The following is a 14,601-nucleotide window of genomic DNA, read 5'->3' as shown; positions in this document are numbered from 1 at the left end:
TCGGCCTCTCAGAACAGGAAGTAGCGCTGCGCCAGCGGCAGCTCGCGCGCCGGCTCGCAGGTGAGCAGCACGCCATCGGCGCGCACCTCATAGGTTTCGGGATCGACCTGCATGTGCGGCGTGGCGTCGTTATGGACCATGTCTGCTTTACCTAGCCCGCGCATGCCGCGCGCCACGATCAGCGGTTTCGCCAGGCCCAGGCGCGTGCCAATGCCGGCATCGAACGCCGCCTGCGAAACGAAGGTGAAACAGGATCTGGCCAGCGCCCGCCCAAAGGCGCCGAACATCGGCCGCGCATGCACCGGCTGCGGCGTCGGGATCGAGGCATTCGGGTCGCCCATCTGCGCTGCCGCGATCATCCCGCCCTTCAGGATCATCGATGGCTTCACGCCGAAAAAGGCCGGCTTCCACAGCACCAGGTCGGCGATCTTGCCCGCCTCGATCGAGCCCACCGCATGCGCGATGCCGTGCGTGATGGCCGGGTTGATCGTGTACTTGGCGATGTAGCGCTTGACGCGCGCATTGTCGTGGCGCTCGGTATCGCCTGGCAGGGCGCCGCGCTGCAGCTTCATCTTGTGCGCGGTCTGCCAGGTGCGCAGGATGACTTCGCCCACGCGTCCCATCGCCTGCGAATCCGACGACATCATCGAGATCGCCCCCAGGTCGTGCAGGATGTCCTCGGCGGCGATGGTCTCGCGCCGGATACGCGACTCGGCAAACGCGATGTCCTCGGCAATCGAGGCGTCCAGGTGGTGACAGACCATCAGCATGTCGAGGTGCTCGTCGAGCGTGTTGACGGTGTAGGGACGCGTGGGATTCGTCGACGAAGGCAGGACATTCGCCTGGCCGACGGCGGCGATGATGTCCGGCGCATGGCCACCGCCGGCTCCTTCCGTGTGGAAGGTGTGGATGGTGCGGCCCTTGAAGGCAGCCAGCGTATGCTCGAGGAAGCCCGCCTCGTTCAGGGTGTCGCTGTGGATCGCCACCTGGATGTCCATGCGTTCCGCCACGCTCAAACAGGTATCGATCGCAGCCGGTGTCGTGCCCCAGTCCTCGTGCAGTTTCAGGCCGATGACGCCCGCCTGCACCTGCTCGACCAGCGGCTCCGGCTGGCTCGCATTGCCCTTGCCGAAGAAGCCCAGGTTCATCGGGAAGGCCTCGGCTGCCTGCAGCATCGAATGGATGTGCCAGGGCCCCGGCGTGCAGGTAGTGGCCGCCGTACCCACCGCCGGCCCGGTGCCGCCGCCCAGCATGGTGGTCACGCCGCTCATGAGGGCTTCCTCGATCTGCTGCGGGCAGATGAAGTGGATGTGACTGTCGATGCCGCCGGCCGTAACTAACATGCCTTCACCGGCGATGATCTCGGTGGCCGCGCCGATCACGATCGTCACGCCGGGCTGGATGTCCGGATTGCCGGCCTTGCCGATGGCCGCGATCATGCCGTCCTTGATGCCGATGTCGGCCTTCACGATGCCCCAGTGGTCGACGATCACCGCGTTCGTGATCACCGTGTCCGCCACCTGCGCATGCACGCGCTGCGACTGGCCCATGCCGTCGCGGATTACCTTGCCGCCGCCGAACTTCACCTCTTCGCCGTAGATGGCATAGTCACGCTCGATCTCGATCACCAGGCTGGTTTCGGCCAGGCGCAGGCGGTCGCCCGTGGTCGGGCCGTACATCTCGGCATAGGCCTGGCGCCCGATGCGGCTCATGACGCCTGCTCCAGCAAGGGGCCGGATACCAGCGCATTGAACCCGTGGACGATGCGGTCGCCGCCCACGGCAATCAAGGTCACCGTGCGCGCCTGGCCCGGCTCGAAGCGCACCGCAGTGCCGGCCGGGATATCCAGGCGCATGCCGTAGGCCAGCCGGCGCTCGAACTGCAGCGCCGGATTGGTTTCAAAGAAGTGGTAGTGCGAGCCGACCTGGATCGGCCGGTCGCCGCCATTCGCCACCTCGACTACAACGGTGGCGCGGCCCGCGTTCAGTTCGATCTCGCCCTCCATGACCAGCAGTTCACCGGGAATCATGCGCTGCTCCTAGACGATGGGCTGGTGTACGGTGACGAGCTTGCTGCCGTCGGGGAAAGTGGCCTCGACCTGCACGTCGGGGATCATTTCGGGCACGCCCTCCATCACCTCGTCGCGCGCGAGGATGCGCGTGCCTTCGCTCATCAACTCGGCCACCGTCTTGCCGTCGCGCGCACCCTCCATGATCGCGGCCGAGATATAGGCCACGGCTTCCGGATAATTCAGCTTCAGGCCACGTCCCTTGCGGCGCTCGGCCAGCAGGGCGGCGGTGAAGATCAGCAGCTTGTCTTTTTCGCGCGGCGTGAGTTCCATGCTGTCCTTTCAGGTATGCCACAGGCGTGGGATGACGGCCTCGCGCTGCAGCAGCACTGGCCGCAGGCGGCGCCAGGCTGCCACCATCACGGCGCGCGCCGTCTCGCTTGATCGGCCGAGATGGCGCACCACCACCATCTGCGGCAGCTGGGTCGCGCCGCTGCGTCCGGTCACGCCGATCTCTTCGCGCAGCTGGCGTAGCTGGCTGGTGTCGAGCGTGACGCCGCAGGCGATGAAGGTGGCACAGACGGTGTGGCCATCCAGGCCGAAGGGGCTGTGCATGCCGGGGCCGGCGCCGTCGATTCCCCCCTGCTCGTGCCAGACCAGCTTCCCTTCGCGCCGGATGCGCGTGGTTTGTTGGATGCGACCGCTGTCGAAGGTCTCGCCGGAAGCGGTGCGCCCGAAGCACAGCACTTCGGTGCCGATGTAGCGCGCGTTCGCCGCCAACGTCACCTCGTGCGTCATCTCGACCTCGGCGTCGCGGTAGAACAGGGTTTCCTGCGGCAGCCATTCGAGCGCTGCGCCTTCCGCTACATCGATGCACACGTCCTGGGTTGAGGCGCGCCCATTCGCGCGATACCACTTGCCGGCGCCGGGCGTGGTGAGCAGAGCATGCGCGTCGCAGCCGGCCGTGATATCGATATCGAGCGCATCGCCGCCGACCACGCCGCCGGGCGGGTGCACGATCACGGCATGGCAGACGCGTGCGCCTTCCGGATGCAGCGGCTTTTGCACGCGCAGCGGTCCGGCATGGCGGCGTTCGGCCAGGATCGTACCGCCCGCACGCTGCACGAAACCCAGGCGCAGGCTGGCCTCCCAGCGGGTACGTGAGTCAAGCGAGAGGGGCGGCAGGGCCAGGCAGTCGTTCATTGCCGATAAGTCAGCAAGAAGCGTGCCGCGCGTCAAAGCGCTCGTCAGGAAGGAAAAGCAGGCGCACGCTGCCCGGAATTGGTGCAGGCCGTTCGCCGGGTGTGCACGGCGCGTGAAGATGGTGCCGGGGCGGTACTGTTGGCCGCTCCAGATCAGCTAGTGGAGAGGGGTCTCAGTTCGCCGTGTTCAGCACCGATTCCGGCAACTCGAGCGCGCTCAGCTGCCAGCTCCAGAGACCGGTGCGCTTCAGGATGAACTTGCCCGCGTCCTGCTGCGACGTCGAGATCGCCACCTTGCTCCAGCCGCGGTAATCGATCGAATAGCCGCTGGTTTCCTTCGCAGCATCCGCATCGTCATTCGCTTGCGGCGCCGGGCGGGTGCCCGGCCTGACCTTGCCGGCCTCCATCATCGCCATCACGCCCGCCGGCGACACGGCGGCATCGACCACCTGGTTGACCAGGGCGGCGCCCATCATCTGCCCCATGGCGGCGATGGGATTATTGGCCATCTCGGCCGATTCGATGTGCTTGTTCATCATCGTCATCATCTGCCCCTTGAAGCTCGCGCGCAGGGCAGGGAAGTCGATGTGTTCGGACAAACCGTCGGCATCTTTCTCGGCGATGGCTGTTTTCATCTGGTGCAGGGTCCAGTAAGGGCTGGCGTAGCTGCTGAGGGCGAGAAGGGCAGCAGCGACGGCAACGGCGGCAAGGGCACGGGTCTTTTTCATGGGGCGATGGTTGAAGTGAAGTCGGAGCGAGTATATCTGTTAAGAAATACCCAAAGCTCACACAAAATTGCACGAACAAAGGCGCCCAAAAAACATAAAGCCCAACCGTGAGGCTGGGCTTTATGTTTTTTGCTTCTTACTTGCTGCTGATGTCTGGTGCCGGCTGCCGGTTTCGAACTGGCCACCTGATGATTACAAATCAACTGCTCTACCAAATGAGCTAAGCCGGCGTAATCTGTACGGCTGGGATTATACCGCTATTTAATCCGCGTCAACGTTGGGCGGCCGCCTTTTTTCGGAGGCTCGTCGCCGCCGTTGTCGGGGGCAGGCGGCGCTTCCGGGGCGGTATCCGGGCTGCTGTCGGGCACTGCGGACAGGGCTGGCGCAGTGATTGGAGCAGGGGCAGATGCGTCTGCTTCCGGCGCCGGCATCTCGGCCGCCGTCGTGCTCACATCGAAGGCCATGCCCTGGCCATTCTCGTTGGCATAGATCGCCAGCACATTCTGCACCGGCACGTAAATCTCGCGCGACACGCCGGCGAAGCGGGCGCGGAAGTGGACTGCATCGTTGTCCATCTTCAGGCTGGATGTAGCGCCGTAGCTGATGTTGAGAATGATTTCGCCCTTGCGCACGTATTCCATCGGAACCGTGGTGGCCGCGTCGACCTTCACCGCAAGATAAGGCGTGAAACCGCTGTCGGTGCACCATTCGTAGATGGCGCGCAGCAAATAAGGCTTGGTAGAGATGTCGGGCATGTGCAAATGAAATCAGTTTGTCCGCAGGATGAGTGTGTAAATAAACCGCCATGACGGCGTTGCATCGTCTCGCCGTACTAACGTACTGTCTTCGACGACGCGCCTTGCCCTGACGATTTCTTTACACACTCGACGCGTAGACACGGTGCCAGGAAAACTTACCCGGCGCGCATACGCGAAGCGCCAGTCTACTGCGATTCGCCAAACGGCGTCGCAGGCTGGCGCTTCGAACAGCCAGGCAAGACGCGCTCACCCAGCCAGACCGTATTAACGGCGCATCACCTTTTCCGAAGGCGTCAGCGCTTCGATATAGGCAGGACGCGAGAAGATGCGCTCGGCGTACTTCATCAGCGGCGCCGCGGTCTTCGACAGTTCGATGCCGTAGTGGTCCAGGCGCCACAGCAGCGGTGCGATCGCCACGTCGAGCATCGAGAACTCGTCGCCCAGCATGTACTTGTTCTTCAGGAACAGCGGGGCAAGCGTGGTCAGGCGGTCGCGGATTTCCGCGCGTGCCTTGTCGTGGGCCTTTTCGTTCGTCTTGTTGCGGTCGCTTTCCAGGACGTGCACGTGAACGAACAGCTCTTTCTCGAAGTTGAACAGCATCAGGCGGGCACGGGCGCGCATCAGCGGGTCGGCCGGCATCAGCTGCGGGTGCGGGAAGCGCTCGTCGATGTACTCGTTGATGATGTTCGATTCGTACAAGATCAGTTCGCGCTCGACTAGGATCGGGACCTGGCCGTACGGGTTCATCGTCGAAATGTCTTCCGGTTTGTTGAACAGGTCGACGTCGCGCACCTCGAAGTCCATGCCCTTTTCGAACAGGACCAGGCGGCAGCGTTGGGAGAACGGGCACGTGGTGCCGGAGTAGAGAACCATCATGGTTTGTCGTTCCTTAAGACACAAAGGGGTGAAGCGCCAAGCGACTCACCCCGAAAAATGATTGCCCGTATTATAGCCAAGCGGGCAATGAAAACGAATTTACTTCACATTTTTCCAGTACGACTCGTTCAAGCGCCAGGCCAGGAACGCGAAAATCGACAGGAAAATCAACACGATAACACCCAGTTTCTTGCGGGTTCCTTGCGCTGGCTCAGCCATCCAGCTCAGGTATGCAACCAGGTCAGCCGTCGCGGTGTCGAACTCGGTAGCAGTCATGGTGCCAGGCGCCGCCTGGTTCCAGCCGACGAACCGATGCAAGGTCTTGCCGGCCTCGTGCGGATCCGGCGCGTCTTCCATTTTTGGCGTGCGGATGCCCTGCAACTGCCACATCGCGTGCGGCATGGCCACGTTCGGCACCACCATGTTGTTCCAGCCGGTCGGGCGGGCGTCGTCCTTGTAGAAGGTGCGCAGATAGGTGTACAGGTAATCGGCGCCGCTGCCGGCCGGCGAGGCCTTGGCGCGCGCGATCACCGACAAATCCGGCGGCACCGCGCCGAACCAGGCCTTGGCATCGGCCGGGCGCATGGCCGTCGTCATCATCTCGCCGACTTTGTCGGCTGAGAACAACAGATTGTTGCGGATCTGGTCGTCCGACAAGCCCAGGTCGCGCAGCCGGTTGTAGCGCATGGCGCTGGCCGAGTGGCAGTTCAGGCAATGGTTGACGAACAATTTGGCGCCGTTTTGCAGCGAGGCCATGTCGCTGCGTTCCGGTGCGCGGTCAAGCGGGAAGCCGCCCTCGGCCGCGAAAACCAGCCCCGGCACCAGGGCCAGGACCGCGATCAGTTTCTTCGTGAAGTTCATGGTTGTCCTTTATCCGGTGGCAATCAGTGCGGCGTGAAGGTCAGGCGCGTCGGCACCGGCTTGAAGCGGCCGGCGGCGCTCCACCATGGCATCAGGAGGAAGAAGCTGAAGTACAGCAGGGTGCACACCTGCGAAATGATCGTGTACGCCGGCGTCGGCAGCTGGGTGCCCAGGTAGCCGAGGGCCACAAAGGAGAGGCCGAACACGGCGTACACCCATTTGTGCCAGTCCGGGCGGTAGCGGATCGATTTCACCGGCGAATGGTCGAGCCATGGCAGGGCGCCAATGATCACCACCGACGAGCCGAACAGCACCACGCCCCAGAATTTCGCTTCCAGCACCTGCGGCAGCATGCCGATGATCAGGAGCAGGGCAACCGCGGCAACGATGACCTTGGTACGGAAGGCCAGGCGCGACTTCAGCCAGATGAAGATCACGTACAGGGCAATCGCCGCCATCAGCACGTACATGAAGTCGGCCGTGGTGGCGCGCAGCACCGAGTAGAACGGCGTGAAGTACCAGGTCGGCGCGATGTGCGCCGGCGTCTTCATCGAGTCGGCCGGGATGAAGTTGTTGTACTCCAGGAAGTAGCCACCCATCTCAGGCGCAAAGAACACGATCGCCGAGAAAATCAGCAGGAACACCGAGACGCCGAAGAAGTCCTTCGTCGAGTAGTAAGGATGCGACGGAATCGCGTCGACCGGATGGCCGTCCGGGCCGATGTTGTCCTTGATCTCGATGCCGTCCGGGTTCGACGAGCCGACTTCGTGCAGCGCGATCAGGTGGGCTGCCACCAGGCCCAGCAGCACCAGCGGCAGGGCGATCACGTGGAAGGCGAAGAAGCGGTTCAGGGTCGCATCCGACACCACGTAGTCGCCGCGGATCCACAGCGACAGATCCGGGCCGATCACGGGAATCGCGCCGAACAGATTCACGATCACCTGGGCGCCCCAATAGGACATTTGCCCCCATGGCAGCAGGTAGCCGAAGAAAGCCTCGGCCATCAGGCACAGGAAAATCGCGAAACCGAAGAGCCAGATCAACTCGCGCGGCTTGCGGTAGGAACCGTAGATCAGCCCGCGGGTCATATGCAGGTAGACGACGATGAAGAACATCGAGGCGCCGGTCGAGTGCATGTAGCGCACCAGCCAGCCCCAAGGCACTTCACGCATGATGTATTCGACGCTGCCGAAGGCCAGGTTGGCATCCGGCTTGTAGTGCATCGTCAGGAAGATGCCGGTCACGATCTGCATCACCAGGATCAGCATCGCCAGCGAGCCGAAGATGTACCAGAAGTTGAAGTTTTTCGGGGCGTAGTACTTGCCCCATTGGTCATTCCAGAGTTTCGACAGCGGGAAGCGGTCGTCGACCCAGGCCAGCGCCTTGTGGCCAACCGGCGCGCTGGCCGGCAGTTTGGTTTCCTTGAACGGGCCGCCCATGTTATGCCTCCCCTTTTTCGTCTTTGCCGATCACGATGCGGTTGTCCGACAGGTACATGTACGGAGGAACATCCATGTTGGTCGGGGCGGGCTTGTTCTGGAACACGCGGCCGGCCAGGTCGAAGGTCGAACCGTGGCAGGGGCAGAGGAAGCCGCCGTGCCAGTTGTCCGGCAGGTTAGGCTGGGGGCCTTCAGAAAAGCGCGAGGAGGGCGAGCAGCCCAGGTGCGAGCAAATGCCCACGGTTACCAGGACTTCCTTGTGCTCGGCGCGGGAGCGAAATTCGTTCTTCGCGTAGTCCGGCATGTCGAGCTGGTAGATTTTCTCGGAGTTCGGGTCGGCAAGCTGCACGTCGTTCTTGGGAAGGCTGGCCAGCATTTCCGGGGTGCGGCGCAAGATCCACACTGGTTTGCCGCGCCATTCCACGACCTTCATTTCGCCCGGCTTGACGTCGGAAATATCCACTTCGACCGGAGCGCCGGCCGCCTTGGCGCGCTCGGATGGCTGGAACGTGCTGACCAGGGCGCCTGCCGTGGCAACGCCGACGACGCCGCCCGCCGCACACGTCGCGACCAGCAAGTTACGCCGGCTTGAATCGACCTGCTTATCATTACTCATACCAACCCCACTCCGTGAAATTACGAAACTTTAGAATCAATAAAGAGCTTGCAGCAACACAAAATTATATGTGAATGGCAATCTTTATTGGAGAAAAAATATTGCGAATAGGGTGAGGTGAGACGATTTGTCTATGCTGCACTGCACGAATATGCGTGTTGCGTGAGAAGCGGCGGAACCCGGGCGTGCGAACGGCATCGAAGCCCTTGCGGTATCATCCCAACAGCTTTTTCAATAAGAACAGGGAGTCCAAATGGCGATGATGGAAGAGTTCAAGAAATTTGCCATGCGTGGCAATGTGGTCGACCTGGCGGTCGGCGTGATCATCGGTGGCGCCTTTGGCCGCATCGTCGATTCGCTGGTGCAGGACGTCATCATGCCGCCCATCGGTAAATTATTCGGCGGCCTCGATTTTGCAAATTACTATATTCCGCTGAATCACCAGAGTACAGCCCTGACGCTGGCCGAGGCCAAGAAAGCCGGTGCCGTGATTGCCTATGGCAATTTCCTCACGATCCTCCTGAATTTCCTCATCCTCGCATTCATCATTTTCCAGATGGTGCGCCTGATGAATCGCTTGCGCCAGCGCGTCATGCCCGAAGAAGAAGCCAAGGCCCCGACCACCCCGGAAGACATTGTGCTGCTGCGCGAGATCAGGGATGCACTGCGTCGCGATCCCCTGCGTACCGACTCCCTGCCAAACAGACCCGAAAACTGACGCCTGAACAGTGAAAGACCTCGCCACCACGACCACCCCGGGCACGGCGCGACGCCTGTGGCTGCTGTTCGCCCAGGCGGTTACGATCGTGCTGGCGATCTATTTCGTTCTCTCCGTATTCCGTCCCGACTGGCTGGGCCGCGCGGCGCCGGTGCAGGTGTCGGTCGGTCCCGGCGCGAAAGCCGTGCCGGTGCTGCAGGCGCCGGCTGTGCCGGCATCTAGCAGCTACCGCGAGGCGGCCGGACGCGCCATGCCGGCGGTGGTGAACATCCTCACCAGCAAAGCCTCGCGCGAAGCCCACCCCATCCTGAAGGACCCCTTTTTCCGCCGCTTCTTCGGCGACCGCCTGCCGCCCCAGGAACAACTGGCCAGCCTCGGTTCGGGCGTGATCGTCAGCGGCGAAGGCTATATCGTTACCAACAACCACGTGGTCGAGGGGGCGGACGCCATCGAAGTCGGCCTGGCCGATGGGCGCAAGGCGGCGGCGAAGGTGGTTGGCACCGATCCTGAAACTGATCTCGCCGTGATCCGCATCAAGGAAGGCAATTTGCCGGTAATGGTGCTGGGCCAGCCGGATGACGCGCGCGTCGGCGATGTGGTGCTGGCCATCGGCAACCCCTTTGGTGTCGGGCAGACTGTGACCATGGGCATCATCTCGGCCGTGGGGCGGAACAACCTGCACATCAACCACTTCGAGAATTTCATCCAGACCGACGCCGCCATCAACTTTGGCAACTCGGGCGGCGCGCTGGTCGATACCCATGGCAACCTGCTCGGCATTAACTCGGCGATCTATTCCCAGACCGGCGGCTCGATCGGCATCGGTTTCGCCATCCCCGTGTCCACTGCGCGCACGGTGCTGGAGTCGATCATCAAGCATGGCCAGGTCGTGCGCGGCTGGATCGGCATCGAATCGCAGGACATCACGCCGGAATTGGCCACCAGCTTCGGCCTCGGGCGCCAGAGCGGGGCGATCATCGCCGGCGTGGTGCGCAACGGCCCGGCCGATCGCGCCGGCGTGCGCCCGGGCGACATCCTGCTGGCGGTCGAAGGCAAGCCGGTGGCGAACACCGGCGAGATGCTGAACCTGGTAGCCCAGCTCGAACCGGGCGCCAAGGCCAAACTCAAGCTGATGCGCGAGAACCGCGAATCGACGGTCGACGTCACCGTCGGCAAACGCCCGCGCCAGCGCCAATAATCCATTTTTCCGGACTTTCCATGCACCTGCGGGACCTGACCCAATACCTCACCGAACTCAAAGACAACAACAGCCGCCCCTGGTTCATCATGAACAAACCGCGCTACGACATCCTGCGCGAAGAGTTCCATGATGTGGTCAGCCAATTGATCCGGGAACTGGCGAAGTTTGACCGCCAGGTGGCCGCCTGCGACCCGAAGAAGGCGATGTTCCGCATCAACCGCGACATCCGTTTTTCCAACGACAAGACGCCGTACAAGACGCGCTTTTCGGCCGGCATCGCGCCGAACGACAAGCGCCGCCCGAGCGCGGGCGCTGGGCCGACCTACTATTTCCAGATCGAAGGCGACGGCACGCTCGGCTTCGGCGCCGGCGAATACTTGCCGCCGAGCCCGCGCCTGAAGGCAATCCGCGAGCACATCGTCAACGATGCGACAGGATTTGCGAAAATATTAAAGAATAAACACCTGCGCGCGACCTACCGCAGCCTGCTTGAGGAAGACCGGCTGCAGCGGCCGCCGAAAGGCTTCGATGCCAGCCACGAGCACATCGAGTACATCAAGCTGAAGAGCTTTTTTGCCTGGACCGAGGTGCCGCTGGCGCTGAACAAGCCGGAGCTGCTGGTGCCGCAGCTGGCGCGCGGATTCGAGGATGCGTTTGCGCTGGTCACCTGGCTGCGCGGCGTGCCATATACGAACGAAGAGTAGAAAGGAGGCGACATGGCCTTGCAACACGCAGCATCGGGTGAGCGGATCGCCTTGGAACGCGGCGAAGACGACATCGCCAATTTCACGTCGATCGCGCTGGCGAAGACCGAACACATGGAACTGATCCGGCTGGTGGTGCCGGTCGACAAGCCGATGCCGGAACACCGGGTCGAGGGCGAGATGACGCTGCTGTGCCTGCAAGGCGAAATTGCCTTCGACGCCCACGGCCGCACCATCGTACTGCGCCCGAACGACATGGTGTATCTGGCCGGCGGCGAACCGCATGCGATCCGCGCCAACACGGATGCGGTGGCCCTGATGACCATCCTGTTGGGTCCGGTGCGCAGCGGTGGCCCGACGAACGATCCGCGCGGGCAGGGCGGCTGATTACTGCGGCGGCGTTGACCGTAGGGTGGGGTCATTGATGCCCCCGGCATCAATGACCCCACCGTACGGGACAGGCCGCAGGCCAGGACTTCCAGCCGCGGGCCATGATCTGGCTGCGGCCATTCTGGCGCTTTACGCCAACTCATTCCTCGGATCGCGCGCCAGCAGCTGCGCCGCCATTTCCTTGGCGTCGTAGCCATCGAACAGCACCGCTGCCACGGCATTCGTGATCGGCATGTCCACGCCCAGCTTGGCCGCCAGTTCGCGCACCGCCTTCGAGCACGGCACGCCCTCGGCCACGTGCCCCAGTTCAGCCACGATGGTCGCCAGCGGCTTGCCCTCGGCCAGCGCCAGGCCCACGCGCCGGTTGCGCGACAGGTCGCCGGTGCACGTCAGGATCAGGTCGCCCATCCCGGTCAGCCCCATGAAGGTGCCCGCCTGCGCGCCCAGCGCCTCGCCCAGGCGGGTAATCTCCGCCAGCCCGCGCGTGATCAGCGCCGCGCGCGCATTCAGGCCCAGGCCGAGCCCATCGGCGGTGCCGGTGGCAATTGCCAGCACGTTCTTCACCGCGCCACCCACTTCCACGCCGATCAAATCGTCGCAGCCATAGACGCGCAGGTTACCGCCGTGCACCGCACCGACCACGCGCTCGCGCAGCGCCGGCGAAGAAGATGCCACCGTCAGCGCACACGGCAAGCCCTTCGCCACTTCCTGCGCAAACGAGGGGCCGGACAAGGCCGCACCCGGCACGCCATCGCCCAGGATTTCTCGCACCACCTGGTGCGGAAGCAAGCCGGTGCCGTATTCGAAACCCTTGCACAGCCACACCACGTTTGGAATGCGGCGGCCCTTCAGGCTTTCCAGCAGCGGACGCAGGCCGGCCACCGGGCAGGCCGCGATCAGCAGCGGCGCCTCGTCGTCCGCGGCATCGCACACATGCGCCAGCGCCGCGTCGACATCGGCGGTGACGCGCAGCGCAGCGGGCAGCGGCTGGCCCGGCAGGTAATGGGTGTTCTCGCGCGCAGCCTCGGTCGCGGCCATTTGTTCGGCGTTGCGGCCCCACAGCAGCACGTCGTGACGCGCGGCCACGGCGATCGCCACCGCGGTGCCCCAGGCGCCCGCGCCCAGCACGGTAATCTTGTTCATGTTCTTGAGTTCTTGCATGGTATCCGTTCAGTTGCCCCAGACCTCGGTGATGCGTACGAAGCCGACGATGCCGTCGCGGTGGCGCACCTGCGCCCAGCCGGTGCCCAGCGTGTCGATCAGTTCCAGCAGGACGCCCTTGTCGGCGGTCATCACGACCGCGGCGCTGTCGTCGGGCGAAGCGCGCACCCTGGCTGCCGCCAGCTTGACGACGACATTGCGCTGCGCCGCCAGGCCCCTGGCTTCGGTCCAGGAAAGTTCGCCTTCGGCATCGCGCACCTTGGCCCAGTCGCCATAGCGCGCCACGACTTCGAGCGGCATGCCGCGCGGCGCGACGTAGCGCTTGACGCCCTTGGCGGACGGCGTGTCGTACAGCACCACCGAGGGTGGGCCGACCGAGCGGAATTCGAAGGCGGATACGGTACCGCATGCCAGCATCAGCAGCACGCTTGCACAGGATCGGGAAAGGGTCATCGCGGGGCCCCGGGTGGTAAAACCAGACGCCAATATGGCAGGAAGGGCAGTCGCATGGCGGCTGCCCGTCGAGGATCTTGCCGCCACCCGTGTGGGCGGCAGCGCTACTACTGGACTGCTTAGTTTGCCGGGGTGGTAGCGGCTTCGGCCATTGCCTGGCGACGCTGCTGGTAGAACACTTCGAAGTTGATCTCGGCCAGGTGCACAGGCGGGAAGCCGGCACGGGTGATCACGTCGGCGATGTTGCTGCGCAGGTAAGGGTAAACGATGTTCGGGCAGCCGATGCCCAGCAGTGGGTCCATCTGGTCGGCAGGGATGTTGCGTGCCTCGAAGATGCCGCCTTGCTTGCCTTCGACCAGGAAAGCAACCTTGTCCTTGACTTTGGCGGTCACGGTGATGGTGACGGTCGACTCGTAGATGCCGTCGGCGATGGCTTCTGCGCCAACGTCCAGCGAGACCTCGATGGTCGGGGCTTCCTGCTCGAGGAAGATCGCCGGGGAATTCGGTTGCTCCAGCGACATGTCTTTCAGGTAGACGCGTTGGATTTGGAATACTGGTTGCAGGTTTTCGTCAGACATGGAACGCTTTCGTGGTGAAGTAAAGGGAGCGGCAACACGCCGCCCCGATGGGCTTGGAGTCAAACGCACCGGCAATTGTATCAAAATCAATTTGGATGCAATAGCTCCGGCGGAGGGCCAATTTCTGGCCATCTTGCGCCGGTGCTGGCTGCCGGAGCGCGGGCCCCGGTCAGGCCCATCGATTCGACCTGTTTGCTGGCCCGATTACTCGCCCTTGAGCAGCGGATCCAGGCGTCCTGCCTGATCCAGCGCATACAGGTCGTCGAAACCGCCCACGTAGGTTTCGCCCACGTAAATCTGTGGCACGGTACGGCGGCCGGTCTTTTGCATCATGATCTGGCGCTGTTCCGGGTCGAGGTCGACACGGATGCGTTCGATCTCGGTCACGCCCTTGGCTTCGAGCAGGCGCTCGGCGCGGACGCAATAGGGGCAGCTGGCGGTGTGGTACAGGACAACATGGGCGCTCATCATTTTTCCTTCCAAATTCTGGTTACTTGGTGACCGGCAAGCCAGCCGCGGTCCAGGCGGTCATGCCGCCTTCCAGGCTGACCACGTCTTCGAAGCCGGCCGCTTTCAGTTGGCGCGCCGCTTTGTCAGCGCGCGCACCGCTCTGGCATACCACCACGATGGTGCGGGTTTTCGATTTTTCAAGTTCAGCGATGCGATTGCCCAAGTCTGCCAGCGGAATATTTTTTGCGTCGCGCAGGTGGCTGGCGGCAAATTCGTCGGCGCTGCGCACGTCCAGCACCAGGGTCTTGCCGCGATTGATGAACTGGGTCACTTGCAGCGCGGTAGCACGGCGGCCCTTTGGCATGAGCGCCGGGAACAGCAACGCACCACCTGAAATGGCAGCAATTGCAACAATGAAGATATTATCGAGGATGAATTTCACAAGGCTTCCATTGGTT

Annotated in this window: 19 protein-coding genes and 1 tRNA gene; 4 read left to right on the top strand and 16 right to left on the bottom strand. The window is 63.2% G+C overall.

The window, feature by feature from the left end:
* Positions 1-8: 8 nt before the first annotated feature.
* The 11 genes from ureC to petA all read right to left on the bottom strand — a co-directional run bounded on the left by ureC (position 9) and on the right by petA (position 8,488).
* Positions 9-1,712 carry an urease subunit alpha gene (ureC, locus tag QWL29_RS10195; RefSeq protein WP_305822780.1) on the bottom strand — a complete coding sequence of 568 codons (1,704 nt, stop codon included), beginning with the start codon at positions 1,710-1,712 and terminating at the stop codon, positions 9-11.
* A complete protein-coding gene (locus QWL29_RS10190) occupies positions 1,709-2,029 on the bottom strand; it encodes an urease subunit beta (protein WP_305822779.1) in 321 nt (106 codons plus the stop codon). The genes ureC and QWL29_RS10190 overlap by 4 nt, the downstream gene beginning before the upstream one ends.
* A 9-nt stretch (positions 2,030-2,038) precedes the next feature.
* A complete protein-coding gene (ureA, locus tag QWL29_RS10185; protein WP_305822778.1) occupies positions 2,039-2,341 on the bottom strand; it encodes an urease subunit gamma in 303 nt (100 codons plus the stop codon).
* 9 nt (positions 2,342-2,350) lie between these two features.
* Positions 2,351-3,211, bottom strand: coding sequence for an urease accessory protein UreD (locus QWL29_RS10180; RefSeq protein WP_305822777.1), 861 nt, complete (start codon positions 3,209-3,211; stop codon positions 2,351-2,353).
* A 172-nt stretch (positions 3,212-3,383) separates the two neighbouring features.
* A complete protein-coding gene (locus QWL29_RS10175) occupies positions 3,384-3,938 on the bottom strand; it encodes a DUF2939 domain-containing protein (protein ID WP_305822776.1) in 555 nt (184 codons plus the stop codon).
* 154 nt (positions 3,939-4,092) lie between these two features.
* Positions 4,093-4,168 (bottom strand) — tRNA-Thr (locus QWL29_RS10170).
* A gap of 27 nt (positions 4,169-4,195) precedes the next feature.
* Positions 4,196-4,693: a ClpXP protease specificity-enhancing factor gene (locus QWL29_RS10165; RefSeq protein ID WP_305822775.1), complete on the bottom strand. Its 498-nt coding sequence runs from the start codon at positions 4,691-4,693 to the stop codon at positions 4,196-4,198.
* Between the two features lie 267 nt (positions 4,694-4,960).
* Positions 4,961-5,572 carry a glutathione S-transferase N-terminal domain-containing protein gene (locus QWL29_RS10160; RefSeq protein WP_056342583.1) on the bottom strand — a complete coding sequence of 204 codons (612 nt, stop codon included), beginning with the start codon at positions 5,570-5,572 and terminating at the stop codon, positions 4,961-4,963.
* 99 nt (positions 5,573-5,671) lie between these two features.
* Complete coding sequence (locus tag QWL29_RS10155; protein ID WP_305822774.1) at positions 5,672-6,433, bottom strand: cytochrome c1; 762 nt, start codon at positions 6,431-6,433, stop codon at positions 5,672-5,674.
* A gap of 23 nt (positions 6,434-6,456) precedes the next feature.
* The gene (locus QWL29_RS10150) at positions 6,457-7,872 is read right to left on the bottom strand and encodes a cytochrome b (protein WP_305822773.1); all 1,416 of its coding nucleotides are present in this window, start codon (positions 7,870-7,872) and stop codon (positions 6,457-6,459) included.
* Between the two features lies 1 nt (position 7,873).
* On the bottom strand, positions 7,874-8,488 hold the full coding sequence (gene petA, locus QWL29_RS10145; RefSeq protein ID WP_305822772.1) for a ubiquinol-cytochrome c reductase iron-sulfur subunit: 615 nt from the start codon (positions 8,486-8,488) through the stop codon (positions 7,874-7,876).
* 253 nt (positions 8,489-8,741) lie between these two features.
* Between petA and mscL the strand changes: the two genes are divergently transcribed.
* Genes mscL through QWL29_RS10125 form a run of 4 tightly spaced genes read left to right on the top strand, consistent with a single transcriptional unit; the run spans position 8,742 to position 11,498 of the window.
* Entirely contained in the window at positions 8,742-9,206 is a 465-nt protein-coding gene (gene mscL / locus QWL29_RS10140; RefSeq protein ID WP_305822771.1) for a large conductance mechanosensitive channel protein MscL, read from the top strand.
* Positions 9,207-9,216: 10 nt separating this feature from the next.
* Positions 9,217-10,404, top strand: a complete 1,188-nt coding sequence (locus QWL29_RS10135; protein WP_305822770.1) for a Do family serine endopeptidase — start codon at positions 9,217-9,219, stop codon at positions 10,402-10,404.
* Between the two features lie 20 nt (positions 10,405-10,424).
* Complete coding sequence (locus tag QWL29_RS10130; protein WP_305822769.1) at positions 10,425-11,111, top strand: DUF2461 domain-containing protein; 687 nt, start codon at positions 10,425-10,427, stop codon at positions 11,109-11,111.
* A 12-nt stretch (positions 11,112-11,123) separates the two neighbouring features.
* Positions 11,124-11,498 (top strand): cupin domain-containing protein, encoded by a 375-nt coding sequence (locus QWL29_RS10125; RefSeq protein ID WP_305822768.1) that lies wholly within the window; start codon positions 11,124-11,126, stop codon positions 11,496-11,498.
* Positions 11,499-11,630: 132 nt separating this feature from the next.
* On the opposite strand, the gene QWL29_RS10120 is transcribed toward QWL29_RS10125, so the two are convergent.
* The 5 genes from QWL29_RS10120 to QWL29_RS10100 all read right to left on the bottom strand — a co-directional run bounded on the left by QWL29_RS10120 (position 11,631) and on the right by QWL29_RS10100 (position 14,585).
* Positions 11,631-12,644, bottom strand: a complete 1,014-nt coding sequence (locus QWL29_RS10120; protein ID WP_305822767.1) for an NAD(P)H-dependent glycerol-3-phosphate dehydrogenase — start codon at positions 12,642-12,644, stop codon at positions 11,631-11,633.
* A 27-nt stretch (positions 12,645-12,671) separates the two neighbouring features.
* Positions 12,672-13,115, bottom strand: a complete 444-nt coding sequence (locus tag QWL29_RS10115) for an SH3 domain-containing protein (RefSeq protein ID WP_305822766.1) — start codon at positions 13,113-13,115, stop codon at positions 12,672-12,674.
* A 119-nt stretch (positions 13,116-13,234) separates the two neighbouring features.
* Positions 13,235-13,693: a protein-export chaperone SecB gene (secB, locus tag QWL29_RS10110; RefSeq protein WP_305822765.1), complete on the bottom strand. Its 459-nt coding sequence runs from the start codon at positions 13,691-13,693 to the stop codon at positions 13,235-13,237.
* Between the two features lie 204 nt (positions 13,694-13,897).
* Positions 13,898-14,161, bottom strand: coding sequence for a glutaredoxin 3 (gene grxC, locus QWL29_RS10105; protein WP_305822764.1), 264 nt, complete (start codon positions 14,159-14,161; stop codon positions 13,898-13,900).
* A 22-nt stretch (positions 14,162-14,183) separates the two neighbouring features.
* Entirely contained in the window at positions 14,184-14,585 is a 402-nt protein-coding gene (locus QWL29_RS10100) for a rhodanese-like domain-containing protein (protein ID WP_305822763.1), read from the bottom strand.
* Positions 14,586-14,601: the final 16 nt, after the last annotated feature.

It is taken from the genome of Massilia brevitalea (genome assembly GCF_030711405.1).
Classification (GTDB): domain Bacteria; phylum Pseudomonadota; class Gammaproteobacteria; order Burkholderiales; family Burkholderiaceae_D; genus Telluria; species Telluria brevitalea.
Note: the sequence above shows the minus strand (reverse complement) of the source record. Positions and strands in the feature narration are given on the sequence as shown.

What these genes read in the sequence shown, in the direction of transcription:
- QWL29_RS10165 (WP_305822775.1), bottom strand. Translation starts at nt 4,693, where the DNA reads ATGCCCGACATCTCTACCAAGCCTTATTTGCTGCGCGCCATCTACGAA.
- QWL29_RS10115 (WP_305822766.1), bottom strand. Translation starts at nt 13,115, where the DNA reads ATGACCCTTTCCCGATCCTGTGCAAGCGTGCTGCTGATGCTGGCATGC.
- ureA (WP_305822778.1), bottom strand. Translation starts at nt 2,341, where the DNA reads ATGGAACTCACGCCGCGCGAAAAAGACAAGCTGCTGATCTTCACCGCC.
- grxC (WP_305822764.1), bottom strand. Translation starts at nt 14,161, where the DNA reads ATGAGCGCCCATGTTGTCCTGTACCACACCGCCAGCTGCCCCTATTGC.
- QWL29_RS10190 (WP_305822779.1), bottom strand. Translation starts at nt 2,029, where the DNA reads ATGATTCCCGGTGAACTGCTGGTCATGGAGGGCGAGATCGAACTGAAC.
- QWL29_RS10155 (WP_305822774.1), bottom strand. Translation starts at nt 6,433, where the DNA reads ATGAACTTCACGAAGAAACTGATCGCGGTCCTGGCCCTGGTGCCGGGG.
- QWL29_RS10180 (WP_305822777.1), bottom strand. Translation starts at nt 3,211, where the DNA reads ATGAACGACTGCCTGGCCCTGCCGCCCCTCTCGCTTGACTCACGTACC.
- QWL29_RS10175 (WP_305822776.1), bottom strand. Translation starts at nt 3,938, where the DNA reads ATGAAAAAGACCCGTGCCCTTGCCGCCGTTGCCGTCGCTGCTGCCCTT.
- QWL29_RS10125 (WP_305822768.1), top strand. Translation starts at nt 11,124, where the DNA reads ATGGCCTTGCAACACGCAGCATCGGGTGAGCGGATCGCCTTGGAACGC.
- QWL29_RS10130 (WP_305822769.1), top strand. Translation starts at nt 10,425, where the DNA reads ATGCACCTGCGGGACCTGACCCAATACCTCACCGAACTCAAAGACAAC.
- QWL29_RS10120 (WP_305822767.1), bottom strand. Translation starts at nt 12,644, where the DNA reads ATGAACAAGATTACCGTGCTGGGCGCGGGCGCCTGGGGCACCGCGGTG.
- petA (WP_305822772.1), bottom strand. Translation starts at nt 8,488, where the DNA reads ATGAGTAATGATAAGCAGGTCGATTCAAGCCGGCGTAACTTGCTGGTC.
- ureC (WP_305822780.1), bottom strand. Translation starts at nt 1,712, where the DNA reads ATGAGCCGCATCGGGCGCCAGGCCTATGCCGAGATGTACGGCCCGACC.
- mscL (WP_305822771.1), top strand. Translation starts at nt 8,742, where the DNA reads ATGGCGATGATGGAAGAGTTCAAGAAATTTGCCATGCGTGGCAATGTG.
- QWL29_RS10150 (WP_305822773.1), bottom strand. Translation starts at nt 7,872, where the DNA reads ATGGGCGGCCCGTTCAAGGAAACCAAACTGCCGGCCAGCGCGCCGGTT.
- secB (WP_305822765.1), bottom strand. Translation starts at nt 13,693, where the DNA reads ATGTCTGACGAAAACCTGCAACCAGTATTCCAAATCCAACGCGTCTAC.
- QWL29_RS10160 (WP_056342583.1), bottom strand. Translation starts at nt 5,572, where the DNA reads ATGATGGTTCTCTACTCCGGCACCACGTGCCCGTTCTCCCAACGCTGC.